Annotated in this window: 19 protein-coding genes and 1 other RNA gene; 8 read left to right on the plus strand and 12 right to left on the minus strand. The window is 64.0% G+C overall.

All coding sequences use genetic code 11. The annotated features are described in order from the left end of the window. Nucleotides 1-142: 142 nt before the first annotated feature. Nucleotides 143-1,060 carry a LysR substrate-binding domain-containing protein gene (locus tag RBA40_RS21680; RefSeq protein WP_306649853.1) on the plus strand — a complete coding sequence of 306 codons (918 nt, stop codon included), beginning with the start codon at nt 143-145 and terminating at the stop codon, nt 1,058-1,060. Then, the gene (lgt, locus tag RBA40_RS21685) at nt 1,038-1,877 is read left to right on the plus strand and encodes a prolipoprotein diacylglyceryl transferase (protein ID WP_306649855.1); all 840 of its coding nucleotides are present in this window, start codon (nt 1,038-1,040) and stop codon (nt 1,875-1,877) included. The genes RBA40_RS21680 and lgt overlap by 23 nt, the downstream gene beginning before the upstream one ends. Here lgt and RBA40_RS21690 read toward each other — a convergent pair. The 9 genes from RBA40_RS21690 to RBA40_RS21730 all read right to left on the minus strand — a co-directional run bounded on the left by RBA40_RS21690 (nt 1,828) and on the right by RBA40_RS21730 (nt 7,194). Continuing rightward, nucleotides 1,828-2,631 carry a sulfite exporter TauE/SafE family protein gene (locus RBA40_RS21690; RefSeq protein WP_306649858.1) on the minus strand — a complete coding sequence of 268 codons (804 nt, stop codon included), beginning with the start codon at nt 2,629-2,631 and terminating at the stop codon, nt 1,828-1,830. The two genes, lgt and RBA40_RS21690, sit on opposite strands and share 50 nt — an antisense overlap. Before the next feature lie 159 nt (nt 2,632-2,790). Beyond that, nucleotides 2,791-3,213 carry a hypothetical protein gene (locus RBA40_RS21695; protein ID WP_306649860.1) on the minus strand — a complete coding sequence of 141 codons (423 nt, stop codon included), beginning with the start codon at nt 3,211-3,213 and terminating at the stop codon, nt 2,791-2,793. Continuing rightward, nucleotides 3,213-4,085 carry an MCP four helix bundle domain-containing protein gene (locus tag RBA40_RS21700; RefSeq protein ID WP_306649862.1) on the minus strand — a complete coding sequence of 291 codons (873 nt, stop codon included), beginning with the start codon at nt 4,083-4,085 and terminating at the stop codon, nt 3,213-3,215. Before RBA40_RS21700 ends, RBA40_RS21695 begins: the two co-directional genes overlap by 1 nt. Nucleotides 4,086-4,120: 35 nt before the next feature. Next, nucleotides 4,121-4,594 carry a chemotaxis protein CheW gene (locus RBA40_RS21705; RefSeq protein WP_306649864.1) on the minus strand — a complete coding sequence of 158 codons (474 nt, stop codon included), beginning with the start codon at nt 4,592-4,594 and terminating at the stop codon, nt 4,121-4,123. A 321-nt stretch (nt 4,595-4,915) separates the two neighbouring features. Next, on the minus strand, nt 4,916-5,545 hold the full coding sequence (locus RBA40_RS21710) for an ANTAR domain-containing response regulator (protein WP_306649866.1): 630 nt from the start codon (nt 5,543-5,545) through the stop codon (nt 4,916-4,918). A gap of 274 nt (nt 5,546-5,819) precedes the next feature. Further along, nucleotides 5,820-6,284, minus strand: a complete 465-nt coding sequence (locus RBA40_RS21715) for an EVE domain-containing protein (protein WP_306649868.1) — start codon at nt 6,282-6,284, stop codon at nt 5,820-5,822. 116 nt (nt 6,285-6,400) lie between these two features. Next, nucleotides 6,401-6,581, minus strand: a non-coding RNA gene (gene ssrS / locus RBA40_RS21720) — 6S RNA. Nucleotides 6,582-6,625: 44 nt separating this feature from the next. After that, nucleotides 6,626-6,937 carry a cell division protein ZapA gene (locus RBA40_RS21725; protein ID WP_306624011.1) on the minus strand — a complete coding sequence of 104 codons (312 nt, stop codon included), beginning with the start codon at nt 6,935-6,937 and terminating at the stop codon, nt 6,626-6,628. Then, the gene (locus RBA40_RS21730; protein WP_306649870.1) at nt 6,934-7,194 is read right to left on the minus strand and encodes a cell division protein ZapB; all 261 of its coding nucleotides are present in this window, start codon (nt 7,192-7,194) and stop codon (nt 6,934-6,936) included. Before RBA40_RS21730 ends, RBA40_RS21725 begins: the two co-directional genes overlap by 4 nt. A 453-nt stretch (nt 7,195-7,647) precedes the next feature. Here RBA40_RS21730 and groES point away from each other — a divergent pair, with 453 nt between their 5' ends. Both groES and groL read left to right on the plus strand, forming a co-directional pair. After that, entirely contained in the window at nt 7,648-7,938 is a 291-nt protein-coding gene (groES, locus tag RBA40_RS21735) for a co-chaperone GroES (protein ID WP_054264305.1), read from the plus strand. A gap of 77 nt (nt 7,939-8,015) precedes the next feature. Beyond that, on the plus strand, nt 8,016-9,662 hold the full coding sequence (gene groL / locus RBA40_RS21740; protein ID WP_306624009.1) for a chaperonin GroEL: 1,647 nt from the start codon (nt 8,016-8,018) through the stop codon (nt 9,660-9,662). 91 nt (nt 9,663-9,753) lie between these two features. Here the strand turns inward: groL and RBA40_RS21745 are convergent, their stop codons facing one another. Then, entirely contained in the window at nt 9,754-10,191 is a 438-nt protein-coding gene (locus RBA40_RS21745) for an OmpA family protein (protein ID WP_306649872.1), read from the minus strand. A 143-nt stretch (nt 10,192-10,334) separates the two neighbouring features. On the opposite strand from RBA40_RS21745, the gene RBA40_RS21750 reads away from it, so the two are divergent. The 4 genes from RBA40_RS21750 to RBA40_RS21765 all read left to right on the plus strand — a co-directional run bounded on the left by RBA40_RS21750 (nt 10,335) and on the right by RBA40_RS21765 (nt 13,459). Beyond that, nucleotides 10,335-11,261, plus strand: a complete 927-nt coding sequence (locus RBA40_RS21750; RefSeq protein ID WP_306649874.1) for a LysR substrate-binding domain-containing protein — start codon at nt 10,335-10,337, stop codon at nt 11,259-11,261. Between the two features lie 129 nt (nt 11,262-11,390). Next, entirely contained in the window at nt 11,391-12,248 is an 858-nt protein-coding gene (locus RBA40_RS21755; RefSeq protein ID WP_306649876.1) for a CmcJ/NvfI family oxidoreductase, read from the plus strand. A gap of 17 nt (nt 12,249-12,265) precedes the next feature. Then, a complete protein-coding gene (locus tag RBA40_RS21760; RefSeq protein WP_306649878.1) occupies nt 12,266-12,895 on the plus strand; it encodes a 2-hydroxychromene-2-carboxylate isomerase in 630 nt (209 codons plus the stop codon). Between the two features lie 39 nt (nt 12,896-12,934). Continuing rightward, entirely contained in the window at nt 12,935-13,459 is a 525-nt protein-coding gene (locus tag RBA40_RS21765; RefSeq protein WP_306649880.1) for a hypothetical protein, read from the plus strand. An 18-nt stretch (nt 13,460-13,477) separates the two neighbouring features. Here RBA40_RS21765 and RBA40_RS21770 read toward each other — a convergent pair whose 3' ends face one another. After that, nucleotides 13,478-15,322 carry a glucokinase gene (locus RBA40_RS21770; RefSeq protein WP_306649882.1) on the minus strand — a complete coding sequence of 615 codons (1,845 nt, stop codon included), beginning with the start codon at nt 15,320-15,322 and terminating at the stop codon, nt 13,478-13,480. Continuing rightward, nucleotides 15,322-16,962 (minus strand): alpha-amylase family glycosyl hydrolase, encoded by a 1,641-nt coding sequence (locus RBA40_RS21775; protein WP_306649884.1) that lies wholly within the window; start codon nt 16,960-16,962, stop codon nt 15,322-15,324. Before RBA40_RS21775 ends, RBA40_RS21770 begins: the two co-directional genes overlap by 1 nt. Between the last annotated feature and the right edge of the window lie 291 nt (nt 16,963-17,253).

A 17,253-nucleotide genomic window follows, 5' to 3' on the forward strand; every position in this document is an offset into this window, starting at 1 on the left:
GGCTTCACTCCGGTGATGATCTGGTGTTGAACTAATATTGCCAAGAATGCCTTGCAGGCGGGCGCGCGTCAAATATATCATTTGCATTGCTGTGAGTCGCAGCGCATATCACAACACCTTCTTTACATGGAAAAGCATATCGATGAACCTGGAACTGCGCCAGTTGCGCTATTTTGTCGCCGTCGCTGAAGAACTTCACTTCGGCAAGGCCGCGCTGCGCCTGCACATGACCCAGCCGCCGCTGTCGCAAACCATCCAGGGCCTCGAAGAGTTGCTCGGCGCGCCGCTGTTCGCGCGCAGCCGGCGCGCGGTGGAATTGACCCCGGCCGGCCAGGCCCTGCTGCCGGAAGCGCGCCGCATCCTGGCCGCCAGCGCGGCCCTGCCCGCCCTGGTGCGGCGCGCGGCCGGCGGCGAGGCGGGCCGCCTGTCGCTGGCGTTCGTGTCCTCGGCCGATTACAGCGTGCTGCCGCCCTTCCTGCGCAGCTACCGCGCCGCGTTTCCGCAGGTCCAGATCGTGTTGCAGGAAGCCACCTCGGACGTGCAGATCGATGACTTGCTGCACGGGCGCATCGACGCCGGCCTCCTGATTCCGCCGCTGCCGGACAAGGCGCGCCTGGAACTCGATTACCTCAAGGTGCTGACCGAGCCGCTGATCGTCGCCCTGCCGGCCGGCACCAGCGGGGCCACCGGGGATGCGCCGGTAGCGCTGGCGGCCTTGCCGCCGCTGCCGCTGATTATCTTTCCGCGCCCGATCGCGCCAGCCCTGCACGACGCGATCCTGGGATGCTTTCGCGCGGCCGGCATCACGCCCGAGATCGGGCAGGAAGCGATCCAGATGCAGACCATCGTCAGTCTGGTGTCGGCCGGCATGGGGATGGCACTTGTGCCACAATCGGTGTCCAATCTGATGCGGCCCGGCGTAGAATACCGGGCCCTGCGCGAACCGACGCCGCAGGTGGAAACCGGGCTGGCCTGGCGGCGCGACGCCGTCTCGCCGGTCTTGCAGGGTTTTTTGGATTTACTGAGGAAAAATACTGATGCTGACCCACCCGATGCCTGACCCCGTCGCCTTTTCGCTCGGCCCGCTGCACGTGCACTGGTACGGGCTGATGTATTTGCTGGCGTTCGCCATGTTCCTCGCGCTCGGACGCGTGCGCATCAAGCAAGCGCATATCGCCGCGCGCGGCTGGAAAAAAGAAGACCTGGACGACATGCAGTTCTACGGCATGCTCGGGGTAATCATCGGCGGGCGCCTGGGCGAAGTATTCTTTTACCAGCCGGCCCGCTTCATGGCCGATCCGGTGGCCATCTTCAAGGTCTGGGAGGGCGGCATGTCCTTCCACGGCGGCTTTCTCGGGGTGCTGGCGGCCATGGCACTGTGGGCGCGCAAGGCAAAACGCAATCTGCTCGACGTCTACGATTTCATCGCGCCGCTGGTCCCGCTCGGCTACGCGGCCGGACGCATGGGCAACTTCATCAACGCCGAACTGCCGGGCCGCGTGGCCGACGCCAGCCTGCCGTGGGCCATGCTGTGGCCGGGCGTGCAGGGGCCGCGCCATCCGTCGCCGCTGTACCAGATGATCGTCGACGGGCTGGTGGTGTTCGTGCTGCTGTGGATCTATGCGCGCAAGGAGCGCCCGCGGCTGGCCGTGGGCGCCATGTTTACCCTGCTGTACGGCTGCGCGCGCTTCTTCACGGAATATTTCCGCGTACCGGACTGGCAGATCAGCGTGGCCGGCTTGCCGGTCACGTCGGGACAGATGCTGTCGCTGCCGATGATTATCGGCGGCGTGGCCATGCTGGTCTGGGCTTACCGCAGCGGTGCGGTCAGTGAAACGCCTTCCACAGCATATAACCGGCCAGCGCATACAAAATAACGGCGAAGATGCGCTTTAACTGCTGGACCGGCATGCGGTGCGCGGCGCGCGCCCCGAGCGGCGCGGCCAGCACGCTGGCGGCGGCGATCACGGCCAGGGCGGGCAGGTAGATGTAGCCGAGCGAATACGGCGGCAGGCCCGGCTGATCCCAGCCGAACCAGATGTTCGACAAGGTGCCCGAGAGCGCGATCGGAAAGCCCAGCGCGGCGCTGGTTGCCACGGCCTGATGCATCTTGACGTTACACCAGGTCATGAACGGAATCGACATAAAACCGCCACCCGCGCCCACCACGCCCGACACCACGCCGATCCCGCCGCCCACCGCGAACATGCCTGGCGCCTGCGGCAACTCGCGCGCGCCGGCCGGCTTTTTCCCGCTCAGCATCTGCGTGGCCGAAAACGCCACGAACGCGGCAAACACCAGCGCCAGCGCGGTGGTGTTGAGCTGCTTGCCCAGCCACGGCCCGGCCCAGGAGCCGACCACGATGCCAGGTGCGAGCATGCGCACGATCGGCCACACCACCGCGCCATGCGCGTGATGCGCGCGCACCGATGACAGCGAGGTGAACATGATGGTGGCCAGCGAGGTGGCGATCGCCATGTGCACCACCGCCTCGGGCGGGAAATGCTCGGCGGTATAGATCATGGTGATGAAGGGCACCAGCACCATGCCCCCGCCGATGCCCAGCAAGCCGGCCGCGAAGCCGCCGGCGGCGCCCATGGCCAGCAGGATCAGAATCAGGCTCCAGTCCATCGGCGCCCCCTTGGGGTAGCCGTCATTGCATTTAAAGTCGTCATGGGTGCAGTCGGAGGATTGCTGTTAGTAGCAAGCCACACAGAAACTTGCCTTGGCAAGTATTCTACAACGCAACGCCCGCATGCATTGCCGCGCCACCGGCAAGGCCAGCCAGGTTCAGGCGCCCTGGGCATGGGGCGCTGCACGCGCGGCCGGGGCCTTGGCGCCGCAAGCCGCTTGCGCTTGCACTGCCATGCCGGCGTTCAGCATGCCATTCAGGGTAAGGCGCAGGTGGCGCCGGGAGATGCCTGGCTTGAGCAGCACGAGGCCGGCAAGGCGCGCGCTGTCCGGGTCTGGCAGCGCGCCACAGAACAGCAGCACCGGTGGCAGCCTGCTGCCCCCGGCGTGGGCCGCCAGCAGGGCCGGCGCGCGCGCGTCGAGCAAGGCCTCGGCTGCTGCGGCGCAGGCTGCCACCGCAACCCGGTAAGCCGGCGCCAGCAGCATTGCCAGGAGCGCGCCGACCTCGTGGTCCGGGTCGATCAACAGCGCCCACGGCGCTTGCGGCAGGTCCGGCACGGCCGCCGCGCGGGCGGCATCCATCAGAACTGTTCCCAGCTGGGGTCGCCGGAGCGCGCATTGGCCACGCGCAGCGGCCGCGCGGCCGGCCTGGATGGCGCCGCGCGGCGTACCGGGTGCAGCGTGACGACCTTGGCGCCGTGCGGCGGCATGAGGCGCCCCGTTTCATCGCCGTCATGGCCTTCGATGGTGCTGGTCAGGTCACCCGCCGCCACCGTCTGCGCCACCAGCACAGCGGCATTGATCGGCGCGGTGATCGAGCGCCTCACGCGCCAGGCCAGCACGACGCCGATGACCAGCGCCAGGGCGCTCAGTCCCAGCGTCAGGAGACGCGCCCGCTCATAGCTGGCGCTCGCTGCCGTGGTATCGGCGGCAACCTGTTTCTGCTGCTCGTCAAGATGAGTGGCCAGCGCGTCCTGCCACAGCCGGGTGGCCGGCGCGGCGCGGGCGATCAGCAGCGCGATCGCCTCGGCCTGCTTGTTGGCGCGCGCCAGGGTAATAAACTGGTTATTCAGCGGCCTGACGCTCTCTCGCAGCTCGGTCAGCTTTGCGACGAACGCCTTGTCCGCGGCACCGACGGCATTCGCGCTGAAGGCGGTGAAAGCGGCATCGTAAGCTTCGCGCGCCTTGACGATCTTGACCGATTCGCGCTCCTTGGCCGCCTCGTCGTCCAGCAACGCCAAGGTGCGCGCGACGCGGGCGACGATATGCACCGACTCGGACATCTGGTGCAGCAACTCCATGCGCAGCATGCTGCCTTGCACGACATTCTGCAGGCTGGCCTGCACGGTGCCGAGGGAGCTCATGCCGACGACGGCCAGCGCCAGCGTCATGGAGAGCAGGACCGCGAAGCCGAAAGCGAGGCGGGTACCGATATGGTATTTTGCGATTTTCATGGGGAGTTTATGTATGGGGTGAGGAAGCGCGCCGGTCAGGCTGCGATGGCGTCGGGCAGGTGCAGTGCATTGGAGCCCATCAGGCGCTCGACGTCGATCAGGATCAGCATGCGCGCGCCGACGATGCCCAGCCCGGCCATATAACCGGCGCCGATGGCCGGCGCCGGCTTGATCTGGCTTGGATCGAGGGTGCTGACGTCGGACACGCTGTCGACCACCAGTCCCATGACACGGGCGCCGAGGTTGAGGATGATGACCACGGTGAACTGGTCGTAGCTCGGCAGCGCGTTGCCGAATTTGATGCGCAGGTCGACGATCGGCACAATGATGCCGCGCAGATTGATGACGCCCTTGATATGCATTGGCGCGTTGGCGATGCAGGTGACGGCATCGTAGCCGCGCAATTCCTGGACCTTCTGGATATCGATGCCGTATTCTTCGGCGCCGAGCGTAAAGGCGAGATAGTCGGGCGCGCGGGCCGCGCCGGTACTGCGGATAAAGGTGGACATGAGGTCCCTTTCGTTCTGGTTACGCAAACCTTGCGTGAAAAAGAACCGGGCGTCGGGTGACAGAGAGGCGGACAATGGCGCGCTGGCACGATGGACGAACGGTCGTCGAGCGGCGCAGCTGGGCCGGGGGAGACTGCGTCGGCTGCCGGGAGGGAACAGCGCTGGAAAGGCATCCGATGCGTACCCTGCAACGGGGAGGGGTCGCGGGGCGGTCAGCGCGGGCGCTGTGGGGCATCGGAGAGAACAGGAACAAGCTTATTCTCGTTATTTCCACATAGAAATTGTTTTAAGCAAAAACATACCACTTATTACTCATGCCTGTCACTTCTGTGCGCGCGCACCGATCAGGTTCAGCGCTTCGGTCGCTTGCAGGACGTCGCTGGCGACATCGTTGAGCTTTCGCTGGTGCGAACGGGCATGCTCGCGCAGGGTGCGGAAGGCGGTCTCGCGATCGGTTTTGTTACGCTCCATCAAAATGCCCACCGCCATGCCGACTTCCCGCCCCTGCTGCAGGGCCAAGGTGAGCCGGCTTTCGCTGCCGCGCAGCTCGCGCAGCTCGTCGGCGCGCGCCAGTCCCGCCTGCACGCTGGGCACGATGCGCGTGATATCGATCGGCTTGACCAGGTAGCCGACGGCGCCGCCGTCGATGGCCGCGCGCACGGTGGCCTGGTCATCCTCGGCCGACAGGAACATGACCGCGATGGCGCCGTGGGCCTGCAGGTGCTGCGCCAGTTCCAGGCCGGACATGCCGGGCATGGACACGTCCAGCAGCGCCAGGTCGGGTGCGCGCGCGCCGCTGGCGAGCAACTCGAGCGCCATCGCCCCGCTGGTGGCGACGCGCACCTCGTAGCCGGCCAGGGTCAGCACGCGGTTGAGCAATCCCAGGATCAGGACATCGTCGTCGACCAGCAGCAAGGAGCGCCTGGCGGCGCCGGAGGCAGGCAGGCTCATGGACGGCCCGCGCGTTCGATTTTGCCCAGGACCTCGGCGATCCGGTGCCCCGAAGTTGCTTGCGCCATTCCTTGACAGTCTGTTCGCGCGCTGTCCAGCTGGCTGCGCCAAGCGAGGCAAGGATGGCCAACACCAGAAAACCGCCAAACAGCGAAGCGATATGACTGGCGCGGAACCGGTAGCGCGGACGTTCGCTGTTTTCGGGGAGCATGAGTACTCCATAGCATCGCTGTCCCCTGTGCGGGCGACCCTGTTGCCGATAAGGTACAGCTTGCTAAGCCCGGCCGAGCAAGGTGTCGATGGTATGCCATTCGTGCGGCTCGACCGGCATGACCGACAGGCGGCTGCCCTTGGCCAGCAGGCGCATGCCGGCCAGCTCGGGAATGGTGCGCAACTGTTTCAGGCTCAGCAGAGCGGTCTTGCGCACGGCGCGCACGTCGACGCTGATCCAGCGCGGCTGTTCGCGGGTGGCCTTGGGGTCGTAATACGGACTGGCGGGATCGAACTGGGTGGCGTCCGGATAAGCGTTCGAGCACACCTCGACGATGCCGGCAATGCCCGGCTCGGCGCAGCTGGAATGGTAGAACAGCACCAGGTCGCCTTCGCGCATGGCGTCGCGCAGAAAATTGCGCGCCTGGTAATTACGCACGCCGAACCAGGCCACCGTGCGATCGGGCGCGGCCAGCACGTCGTCGATACTCACTTCGTCCGGTTCGGACTTCATCAACCAATAAGCCATGTATGCCACTCCGTCGGCGCGTCGCCATTGGCGGCGCGCCGTCGACATGCACCGACAAAGCGCGCGCCCATAAAAAAACGGTTGCGCACCGAATGCTTGCAACCGCTTATGAAAATCAGAGCCCCGCATGTGCCGTCTTTACCGGCATCCTGAACCTAATGGTTCAAGGCGGTCACAGTTAGTTCAATTTCGGGTTCGTCGGACAAGCGACGCTCACTCCCATCGAACAAAATTCCGCAACCTGTGCACATAAATGGTTCAAGGAATATATGGCAATCGCGAACACCGCAGGGTGAGACGGAGTTTACTCCGATGGGCGGTCATGTCAAACGAAATTAGCCTCAGAACAGATTTTCTTGCGGCGTCAGGGCGTTATCGAGGACCGTGTGCATGTCGCCGAGTTTCTGCTTGACTTCCAAAATCGACATTTCGGAAAGCGGTCCTTGCGGCGTTTTCACCGACAGGAATTCAGCGGCCACACTGAGCGCGGCCATGACGGCGATGCGATCATTTCCCTTGACCTTGCCCGAATCGCGCAAGCCGCACATTTTGCCGTCGAGATAGCTCACCGCTTCCAGCAAGGTGCGTTCCTCGCCTTCCTTGCACATGAGGCGGTACGCGCTTCCCATGATCGTGACATTGAGCTCGGTCATTGTGCAACCTCATCATGCTGTACAAGCGATGCAGGCGGTGCATTCGGATCGGGCATTTGCGAGAGCAAGGCTTCAAGCCGGCGCTGCACTTCATGCATGCGTCCCACGCATTCCTCGTTTTCGGCGCACAGCGCCATATTCGACTGGCGCAGTTCGGCATTGGTCTGGCGCAGCTGCGCGTTCTCGCTGCGAAGTGAGAGGGTCAACGCGGCAAGCCGGTCAATTTTTTCGGATAGTTCGTCGAATTCAGAAATCATCCCGTAACTATAGGGGTGTGAATGAAAGTCCGTCAACCGAATCAGTAACAGGGGTGGACGATTGATGTAAGGGGATGTAATAGGGCCCGGCTGAATCGGCCGCGCCCGGACCGATTCATTACCGCCTTTTCTCACTTGGCGGAAACCGGAAGTGGCGCCGGCAAGTACGCAGGATGCGGGGAACCGCATTCGCGCGCAGCGTTGAGATCTCACCAGTTTACGGTGCTGCGGCGGGCCCGCGGTTTGCGCCAGATCAAGCTCGTCTGTTAAATAGTCAACAGGACGCCTTGAAAAACACCTTGACCGTCCCTATAATTAGCACTCGTTAGTAGAGAGTGCTAACAACTCTTTCTAGTCTCCGCGGCAACACCGCGAGACATGTTGAAACACCGGGAACGCCTGTGGCGGTCCTGACCAATAGCTACTAAACCACTGAATATTAAGGAGTTTTGCATGAACCTTCGCCCATTGCACGATCGCGTTATCGTCAAGCGTCTCGACCAGGAAACCAAAACTGCGTCCGGCCTCATCATTCCTGACGCAGCTGCTGAAAAACCGGATCAAGGCGAAATCTTGGCTGTCGGCAACGGTAAAGTCCAGGATGACGGCAAAGTACGCGCGCTGGAAGTGAAAGTCGGCGACCGCGTCCTGTTCGGCAAATACTCCGGCCAAACCGTCAAAGTCGACGGCGAAGAGCTGCTGGTGATGCGTGAAGAAGACATCATGGCCGTCCTGGTCAAGTGATCTTCAACTAGTCCGCGCACCACCTTTCATTAAGAATTCCACGCGATAGAAATCTACGCACAACGGAGAAAATAAACATGGCAGCTAAAGATGTAGTATTCGGCGACGCAGCGCGCGCCAAAATGGTTGAAGGCGTCAATATCCTCGCCAACGCAGTCAAAGTCACCCTGGGCCCGAAAGGCCGCAACGTGGTGCTCGAGCGCTCGTTCGGCGCGCCGACCGTCACCAAGGACGGTGTATCGGTCGCCAAGGAAATCGAACTCAAAGACAAGCTCATGAACATGGGCGCGCAAATGGTCAAGGAAGTCGCTTCCCGCACCAGCGACAACGCCGGCGACGGCACCACCACCGCGACCGTGCTGGCACAAGCCATCGTGCGCGAAGGCATGAAGTTCGTTGCCGCCGGCATGAACCCGATGGATCTGAAGCGCGGCATCGACAAGGCAGTTGCTGCCACCGTCGAAGAGCTGGCCAAGATCGCCAAGCCATGCACCACCACCAAGGAAATCGCCCAGGTTGGCGCGATCTCCGCCAACTCGGACTACTCGATCGGCGAGCGCATCGCTGAAGCGATGGAAAAAGTCGGCAAGGAAGGCGTTATCACCGTTGAAGACGGCAAATCGCTGAATGACGAACTCGACATCGTCGAAGGCATGCAGTTCGACCGCGGCTACCTGTCGCCGTACTTCATCAACAACCCGGACAAGCAAGTTGCCATCCAGGACAGCCCGTTCGTCCTGCTGTGCGACAAGAAGATCTCGAACATCCGCGATCTGCTGCCGATCCTGGAACAAGTCGCCAAAGCCGGCCGTCCACTGCTGATCATCGCGGAAGACATCGAAGGCGAAGCACTGGCCACCCTGGTTGTGAACAACATCCGCGGCATCCTGAAAACCTGCGCAGTCAAAGCCCCAGGCTTCGGCGACCGTCGCAAGGCCATGCTGGAAGACATCGCTGTCCTGACCGGCGGCCAGGTGATCGCTGAAGAAGTCGGCCTGACCCTGGAAAAGGTCACCCTGGCAGAACTCGGCCAAGCCAAGCGTGTTGAAGTGGGCAAGGAAAACACCATCATCATCGACGGTGCCGGCCAGGCAGAAGCGATCGAAGCGCGCGTCAAGCAAGTGCGCGTCCAGATCGAAGAAGCGACCTCGGACTACGACCGTGAAAAACTGCAAGAGCGCGTTGCCAAGCTGGCAGGCGGCGTTGCAGTGATCAAGGTTGGCGCAGCCACCGAAGTCGAAATGAAAGAAAAGAAAGCACGCGTTGAAGATGCACTGCACGCAACCCGCGCTGCCGTGGAAGAAGGCATCGTTCCTGGCGGCGGCGTTGCCCTGCTGCGCGCTCGTGCCAACATCAAGGTCAAAGGCGACAATCCTGACCAGGAAGCCGGCATCAAGATCGTCCTGCGCGCCATGGAAGAGCCGCTGCGCATGATCGTTCAAAACGCTGGCGAAGAATCGTCGGTGGTTGTTGCAGCAGTGTTGGCCGGCACCGGCAACTACGGCTACAACGCAGCGAACGGCACCTACGGCGACATGGTCGAAATGGGTGTTCTGGATCCAGCAAAAGTCACCCGTTCGGCACTGCAAAACGCAGCATCGATCGCTGGCCTGATGCTGACCACCGACGCCATGGTTTGCGAACTGGCTGAAGACAAGCCAGCTGGCGGCATGGGCGGCATGGGTGGCATGGGCGGCATGGGTGGCATGGACGGCATGATGTAATTGCCGGACGCGCCGGAGCGGCTGGTCCGCTTCCGGCGTCACCGAACAGCCTGCAAGGTTTGCGCCTTGCAGGCTTTTTTACGTCTGTATATTACTGCTCGGCGGCTCCGGGGCGCGGCCCCACCAGCTGCACTTCGACCCGGTTATTGCGGGCGCGCCCCTCGCGCGTGTCGTTCTCGGCCACGGGCAGGCGCTTGGCCTTGCCTTCGGTGTAGATGCGGATGCGCTCGAATCCTTTGTCGGCCAGATATTTTTTTACGGCTTCAGCGCGCTGCACCGACAGCGTCTGCGCCCTGGCGTCGCTGAGCAGCGCATCGGTGTGGCCGATGGCCATGATCAACTCCGGCTCGAGTTCGCTGCTCTTGCTGAGCACCTGGTCGAGAATCGATACCGCATCGGCCGACAGGCGCGCGCTGCCGCTGTCGAAAAACACTTCGGTCGCGAACTGGACCTTGGCCGGTTCGGCGCGCACGGTGGCCGGCAGTGCACACGCAAGACAAACCGAGAGCGCGCTCAAAATGTGTCGCATGGCAAAGACCTTCCCCGTGTGAAGTAGAGCGACGACTGTAACGCGAACTTGCATGATTGACAAGCTATATGGTCCGGTCCGGGTACGAATGCCAACCCTGGCGGCGGGCGCTGGTATGCTGGCGTTTTGCATGAGGAGAGCGCATGTCGGATTCTCTGGTTCCCCTGGCGGCCATGATGGAGCCGCTGCGCGGTTTCGTGGCGGTCGGGCGGCGCATGAGCATCACCCTGGCGGCCGCCGACCTGTGCCTGACCCAGTCGGCCCTGAGCCGCCAGATCCAGGCGCTCGAACAGCGGCTCGGCGTGCGCCTGTTTGTCCGCACCCATCGCGCGATCGCCTTCACGCCGGCCGGGGAAAGGCTGTTCCAGAGCGCTGACGGCGCGCTGCGGCAATTGCAGGACGCCTGCGCCGCCATCAGGCCGTCGGCGCGCAACGGGCAAGTGGCGCTGAGCGCGAGCATCGGGGTGACCGGCCTGTGGCTGCTGCCGCGGCTGGGGAGCTTCCAGCAGCAGCACCCCGGCATCGACCTGCGCGTGGCCGCCAACAACCGCATCCAGGACCTCGAGCGCGAAGGGCTCGACCTGGCGATCCGCTACGCACCGCTGGCCGCAGTTGCGCCCCACTCCACGCTGCTGTTTCGCGAAACGGTCGCGCCGGTGGCCCACCCGTCGCTGGGCATCGCGCGTCTTGACGGACCCGCCGATCTGGCTGGCCTCACCTTGCTCGAATTCGATCATCCGGGCCAACCCTGGCTGCATTGGGAGAGCTGGCTACAGGCAGCCGGGCCTGGCCTGGCGGGACCTGGCCCGGCCGGACCGAAAAGCATCCTGCGCTTCAATCAGTATGACCAGGTGATCCAGTCGGCCCTGGCCGGCCATGGCGTCGCACTTGGCCGCATTGAGCTTATCGAGCCGATGCTGCGCGCGGGCCGGCTGGTGCAACTGCCCTGCTCCCGACCCGCTCACGCCTGCGAGCACGCCTACTGGCTTGTGCGCGCCGTCGCCGAGCCGCGTGCGGAAGTCGGCGCGGTAATCGACTGGATCGTGAACGAAGCAGCCGCCGCCAACTGAAACAGCACGTTACGCATGCGCCGTATGCATGCGAACACGGCGTGTTCTGCGCTTGAGCGCGCGCCGCCGGCGGGTTTCAATGAAGGGGTCGAACGGGAATCGTCCCGGCGGCACCCAGGAGACCCACGCATGAACGCCACCTTAGCCCTGCCCGCGCAGACCGGATCAGTCGAGGCCACGCTCGCCTACATGCATCCGCCGTCCGCAAGCCCGTTCAACTATGCCTGCGAACCGCCGCCCGGCCAGCCATGGCAGAACTACGACGCCGACCGCCGCACGGTGTGCATCGGCGACGCCCGGTTGCTGGCAACTGCTCCATCGGTGCATGCCGACGGCTTCGTCCTGCGCGACGCACCGGTCGACAAACGCAGTTTTCTGACCGACGACGACATCGTGCGCTCGTATTATCCCGAGGTGGCCGAACTGGCCTGCGCCGTCACCGGCGCGACCCGCGCCCGCGTATTCGACCACTTGGTGCGCCACTGCCGCCCCGGCGCCGGCGCACCGGGATTCGGAGGTGCGGACCGGGGCCAGCCGGCCGGTCCCAACGGCTGCGTCCACAACGACTACACCGAGCATTCCGGCGACAAGCGCCTTGGCCTGGTCTTCGGCGAACTGGCGGCGCAGCTGACGGGACGGCGCTACAGCATCGTCAATGTGTGGCGCTCGATCCGCGCCCCGGTGCTCGATACGCCGCTGGCCGTGTGCGATGCCCGCAGCGTCGCTGCGCAGGACCTGGTCGAGGCCGAGGTCCGCTATCCGCGCCGCACCGGCGAAATCTATCTGGCGCGTTATTCACCACTGCACCGCTGGTTCTATTTTCCGGCTATGCATCCGGACGAGGCGCTGGTCTTCAAGCAGTATGATTCCCAACGCAGCGGGGCGGCCCGCTTCACGCCGCATGCCGCGTTCGAGCATTCCGACGCGCCGCCCGGCGTGCCACCGCGCGTGAGCATCGAAGCGCGCTGCCCCGTCATTTACGATTAACCACCCAGGGAGACGCCATGCTTACCAATGATCCGCAGATTGAATTCTGGTTCGATTTCGGCAGCAATTACAGCTATCTGAGTACCATGCGTATCGAGGCGCTGGCCGCCGCGCAGGGTGTACGCGTGCGGTGGAAGCCATTTTTGCTGGGGCCCGTATTCAAGACGCTGGGCTGGAGCACGTCGCCCTTCGTGCTGCAAAAGGAAAAAGGCACCTACGTGTGGCGCGACATGCAGCGACAGTGCGATAAATACGGCTTGCCGTGGACGCAGCCGGGCACCTTCCCGCGGCGCGCGCTGTTGCCGCTGCGCGTTGCCCTGCTTGGTGCGGGCGAAGCATGGATCGGCGCGTTTTGCCGGCGCATCATGCAATGCAATTTCGTCGAGGACCGCGAGATCGATGACGCGGCCCTGGTCGGCGAGGTGCTCACCGCGCTGGGCCTGGACGCCGACGCCCTGATCGCCGGCGCCGGCACCGACGCGAACAAGCTGGCCATGCGCGCCCAGGGCGAGCAAGCCATGCGGCGCGGCGTGTTCGGCGCGCCGATGTTCTTTGCCGGGGACGAGATGTTCTGGGGAAACGACCGCCTGGAGGATGCCCTTGCGTGGGCCGCTGGCCATGTTGCTCCCCGTATAGTTTTGGCGTAGTATGACCACAACATCAACGTGCCTTTGCAGCCCACATCTATGTCCGGATCGTCGAAAAAAGTAGTCCTGCTGTTTGCCATGATCGCCCTGGTCGCCGCTGGCGCCGTGGTGTACCACAGGTACCATGAATCGGCCCATGCGCCGACCCCGGCGGCCGCCAGCGCCAAGCCGGGGGCGCAGATGGCGCGCACCAAGGCGCAGGCGATCGATGCGCTGATGGCGCTGCCGGAACTGAAAGCCTGGTCGGCGCATATCGAGAAAGCCTCGGGCGGCAGCGCGCATGGCGCAGTGCTCGACGACGAGACCGCGACGAAGGTCATCAACGGCAAAAATTACTGGACCCTGAACTTCGTCGAAAACAGCAAGGATGCTGCGCATCGCTGGGAGACTTTTCTGGTCGCCACCACAGGCGACGAGATCCTGGTCGAGGACATGAACGACGACCGCCAGCTGACACTGGCCCAGTGGCGCGCCGAAACGCGCCCGATGGAGCGCATCGCCAAGAAAGCCGCGCCCGCGCCAACCGAGGCTGGCCCGGTTCCAGCCCCGGCTCCGCCGCCTTGATCGATGCCGGCGGGTGGCCTACCCGCCCAGGTGCGAAATCTGCGTGTGCCGATTGGCGCCGTCCGGCTGCCCGTTGGCGCCGAGCGAAATCCCGACCGACAGAATATCGATCAGCAGCAGCTGCATGATCCGCGAGATCATCGACAGGAAGCTGGTGCTGTCTTCGGCATGATCGACCGCCAGGCACACCGTGGCCTTCTTGGCCAGGGGCGAGCCGCTGCTGGTCATCGCAATCACATCGGCGCCGGCGGCGCGCGCCGCATCCACGGCGGCCAGCAGTTCGGGCAAGCGCCCGGAATTTGAAATCGCAATGACCACATCGCCCGGCTTGAGCAATTCGGCCGCGAGCGTGAACAGGTGCGAGTCGCCGTACGAAGCGGTCGGAATGCGAAAGCGGAAAAACTTGTGCTGGCCGTCCAGCGCCACCACCCGTGAATTGCCCATCGCGTAAAACTCGACCCGGTGCGCATGGGTCAGCAGTTCGATGGCGCGGTCGAGCGCGCGCACGTCGAGCTGGTCGCGAAACTTGAGAATCGCCGAAACGGTGTTGTCGATCACCTTGGCCGACACGTCATGCGTGCTGTCGCCGCCGCGCACCTGGCTGTGGCGCACGGGAATGGCGCCGGTCAGGCTGCTGGCGAAACGCAGCTTGAAGTCGGCCAGGCCCAGGAACCCGAGCGAACGGCAGAAACGGATCACGGTCGGCTGGCTCACTTCCGCCAGGCGCGCGATATCGGCAATCGGCTCGCCCAGCACAAGGCGCGGCTGTTCCAGCACCAGGCTGGCCACGCGCTGCTCGGCGGGCGTCAGTTCGTGCTGCAGATGCTGGACGCGCTCCATGAGCGTATTGGCGCCGCTGCGCCCGCGCAGGTGCTCAGACAAGATCGTCGCCACGCCGTGGAAGGCCGGATTGGGCGTGGTGATGACGTAGGTGGGAATATCGGCCAGGTAGGTCGAAAAGCGTCCCTTGGCCTCGAAGCGGCTGCGAAACGGCGAACTGGCAAACAGCTCGCCCATGCGCGGTACGATGCCCCCGCCAATGAAGATGCCGCCGAACGCGCCCAGGGTCACCGCCAGATTCGCCGCGGCGCCGCCCAGCATGCCGCAGAAGCACTCGATCACCTCCAGGCACAGCGGGTCCTTGTCGTCGATGGCGCCGGCAATGATCTCCGGCGAGGTGCGCGGCGCGGCGGCCACGCCGTTGCGCTGCGCCAGCGCGCGGTAAATGATTTCCATGCCGGGTCCGGAGATCAGGCGCTCGTTCGAGACGTGCGGCCACTCCTTCCAGGCAAACTGCAGGATCGCGAATTCGCGCTCGTCGGCCGGCGCGAAATTGACGTGCCCTCCTTCGCTGCCGAGCGTGACAAAGCCATCGACCGTGGGAATCACGCCCGACACGCCCAGGCCGGTGCCCGGACCGAGTACGCCGATGACGGCATTGCCAGCCGCCGTGCCGCCGCCGACCTTCATCAGGTCGTCCGGCGTCAGGCCCGGCAGCGCCATCGCCAGGGCCGTGAAGTCGTTGACGATCAACAGCGTGTGCAGCCCCAGTTCGCGCCGCACCGCGTCGGTGGAAAACTCCCAGGCGCGGTTGGTCATGCGCACCTGGTCGCCGTTGACCGGGTTGGCCACCGCCAGCGCCGCGTGGTTCAGCACCATGCCCGCATGGTCGGCCAGGTAAAAACGCAGCAGCGCCACGATGCCTTCGAAGTCGTCGCACTTAAGCACCCGCACCGAGCGAAATACGCCGGGTGCGGTTTGCAGCGCGAAACGCGCATGGGTCGCGCCGATGTCGGCCAGCAGGCGCGGGCCGTCGGCAAAGGCCGTGCGGCCGAATTTTTCGGAATCCGGCTGGTCGTTCATCAGTTCTTGGTACCGAACCAGGCGCCATAGGCTGGCAAGGTCAGCGTGCTGCCTTCGGCGCTGCCATGCAGGCCGTGGCCAATCATCGAGACCGCATCGAGGGCGTCGGCAAACTCGTAGGTGGCCGGGTCGGGACCCAGGTTGAACACGGCCAGCACGCTGGCGTGGCCGGCCAGGTCGCGGCGCAACGCCAGGACCGGTTCGGGCGCGTCGAAGAAGACGATCTCGCCGCGCGTAAGCTGCGGCTGCTGGCGGCGCCAGGCGATGATGCGGCGCGCGAAATTGAGCGGTGAGTCGGTATCGGTTTCCTGCGCGCTGGCGGCCGACGCGATATGCTCTTCAGCCACCGGCAGCCACGGCGTGCCGGTGGTGAAGCCGGCGTTAGGCAGTTCGGCGGTCCAGGGAATCGGCGTGCGGCAGCCGTCGCGGCCTTTGAACTCGGGCCAGAAGGTGATGCCGTACGGGTCCTGCAGCAGCTCGAACGGCACGTCCGCCTCGGTGAGCGCCAGTTCGTCGCCCTGGTACAGGCACGGCGTGCCCTTGAGCGAAAGCTGCATCGCCAGCACCAGCTTGGCCAGCGTATGGGTCGGCGCGGCGCCGCCCCAGCGCGTCATGACGCGGATGCTGTCATGGTTACCGACCGACCACGAGGCCCAGCCGCCCTTGACGCGCGCCTCGAATTCTTCGACCTGGCGCCGCACGTGGCCTGCCGAGAATTCAGGCGTGAGCAGGTTGAAGCTGTACGCCATGTGCAGCTTGTCGCCATCGGCGGTGTAGTCGGCCATGACGCCGAGCGCGTCGTCCGCGCCCACTTCGCCGATGGCGACCGCGCCGAATTCGTCGAGCAGCACGCGGATTTTCTGCAGAAAGGCCAGGTTCTCCGGACGCGTCTTGTCGTAGACGTGCGCCTGCATGCCGTACGGGTTCACATCGGTGACGGTGGAGGTGTCGCGGCTGGTGGCGGCCGGATTGCTGCGCAGTTCAGGATCGTGGAAGTGGAAATTGCATGCGTCCATGCGCACGCCATCCACGCCGCGCGCCAGCCAGAAGCGCAGGTTGTCCAAATGCGCCTGCTGCACGTCGGGATGGTGGAAATTCATGTCCGGCTGGCTGACCAGGAAGTTATGCAGGTAGTACTGCTTGCGCCGGCTGTCCCACTGCCACGACGAGCCGCCGAACACCGACAGCCAGTTATTCGGTGGATTGCCGTCCGCGAGCGGGTCGGCCCACACGTACCAGTCGGCCTTGGGATTATCGCGGCTCTTGCGGCTCTCGCTAAACCATGGGTGGATGTCGGCGGTGTGCGACAGCACCTGGTCGATCATGATCTTCAGGCCCAGGCTGTGCGCTTTGGCGACGAGCGCGTCGAAGTCGTCGAGGGTGCCGAACATCGGGTCGACGTCGCAATAATCGGCCACGTCGTAGCCGAAGTCCTTCATCGGCGACGTAAAGAACGGGGAGATCCACACGATGTCGGCGCCCAGGCCGGCGATGTAGTCGAGTTTTTCGGTAATGCCGGGCAGGTCGCCGATTCCGTCGCCATTGGTATCACGGAAACTGCGTGGATAAACCTGATAAATGACGGCCTCGCGCCACCATGGCGTATTTTGTTCGGAGTGCAGCGAATTATCTTTGTTCATGATGGGCGCCCATGTGAGTTTTTGTACATAATATACATCAATCGAAGGGATTTTACAATTTACAGAACAAAACAGTGATATCAAGAAATTTCCTTTTATTTCAACAACTTATGCCGAATGCATCGGCATTGGCGCAATGGATTCAGTAGTCAAACTACAGCCATGCTCGACACCGACCGGTACTTGTGTAACGACGCGACGGGGAACTGCGGACGGTGTGCCGCCACGATGAACGATACCTATTGCCAGCCTCCGGGCTTGGGCTTAGCATCCCATCTGTTTAAATAGTGG

This window comes from Massilia pseudoviolaceinigra (assembly GCF_030846505.1).
Lineage (GTDB): Bacteria > Pseudomonadota > Gammaproteobacteria > Burkholderiales > Burkholderiaceae_D > Telluria_A > Telluria_A violaceinigra.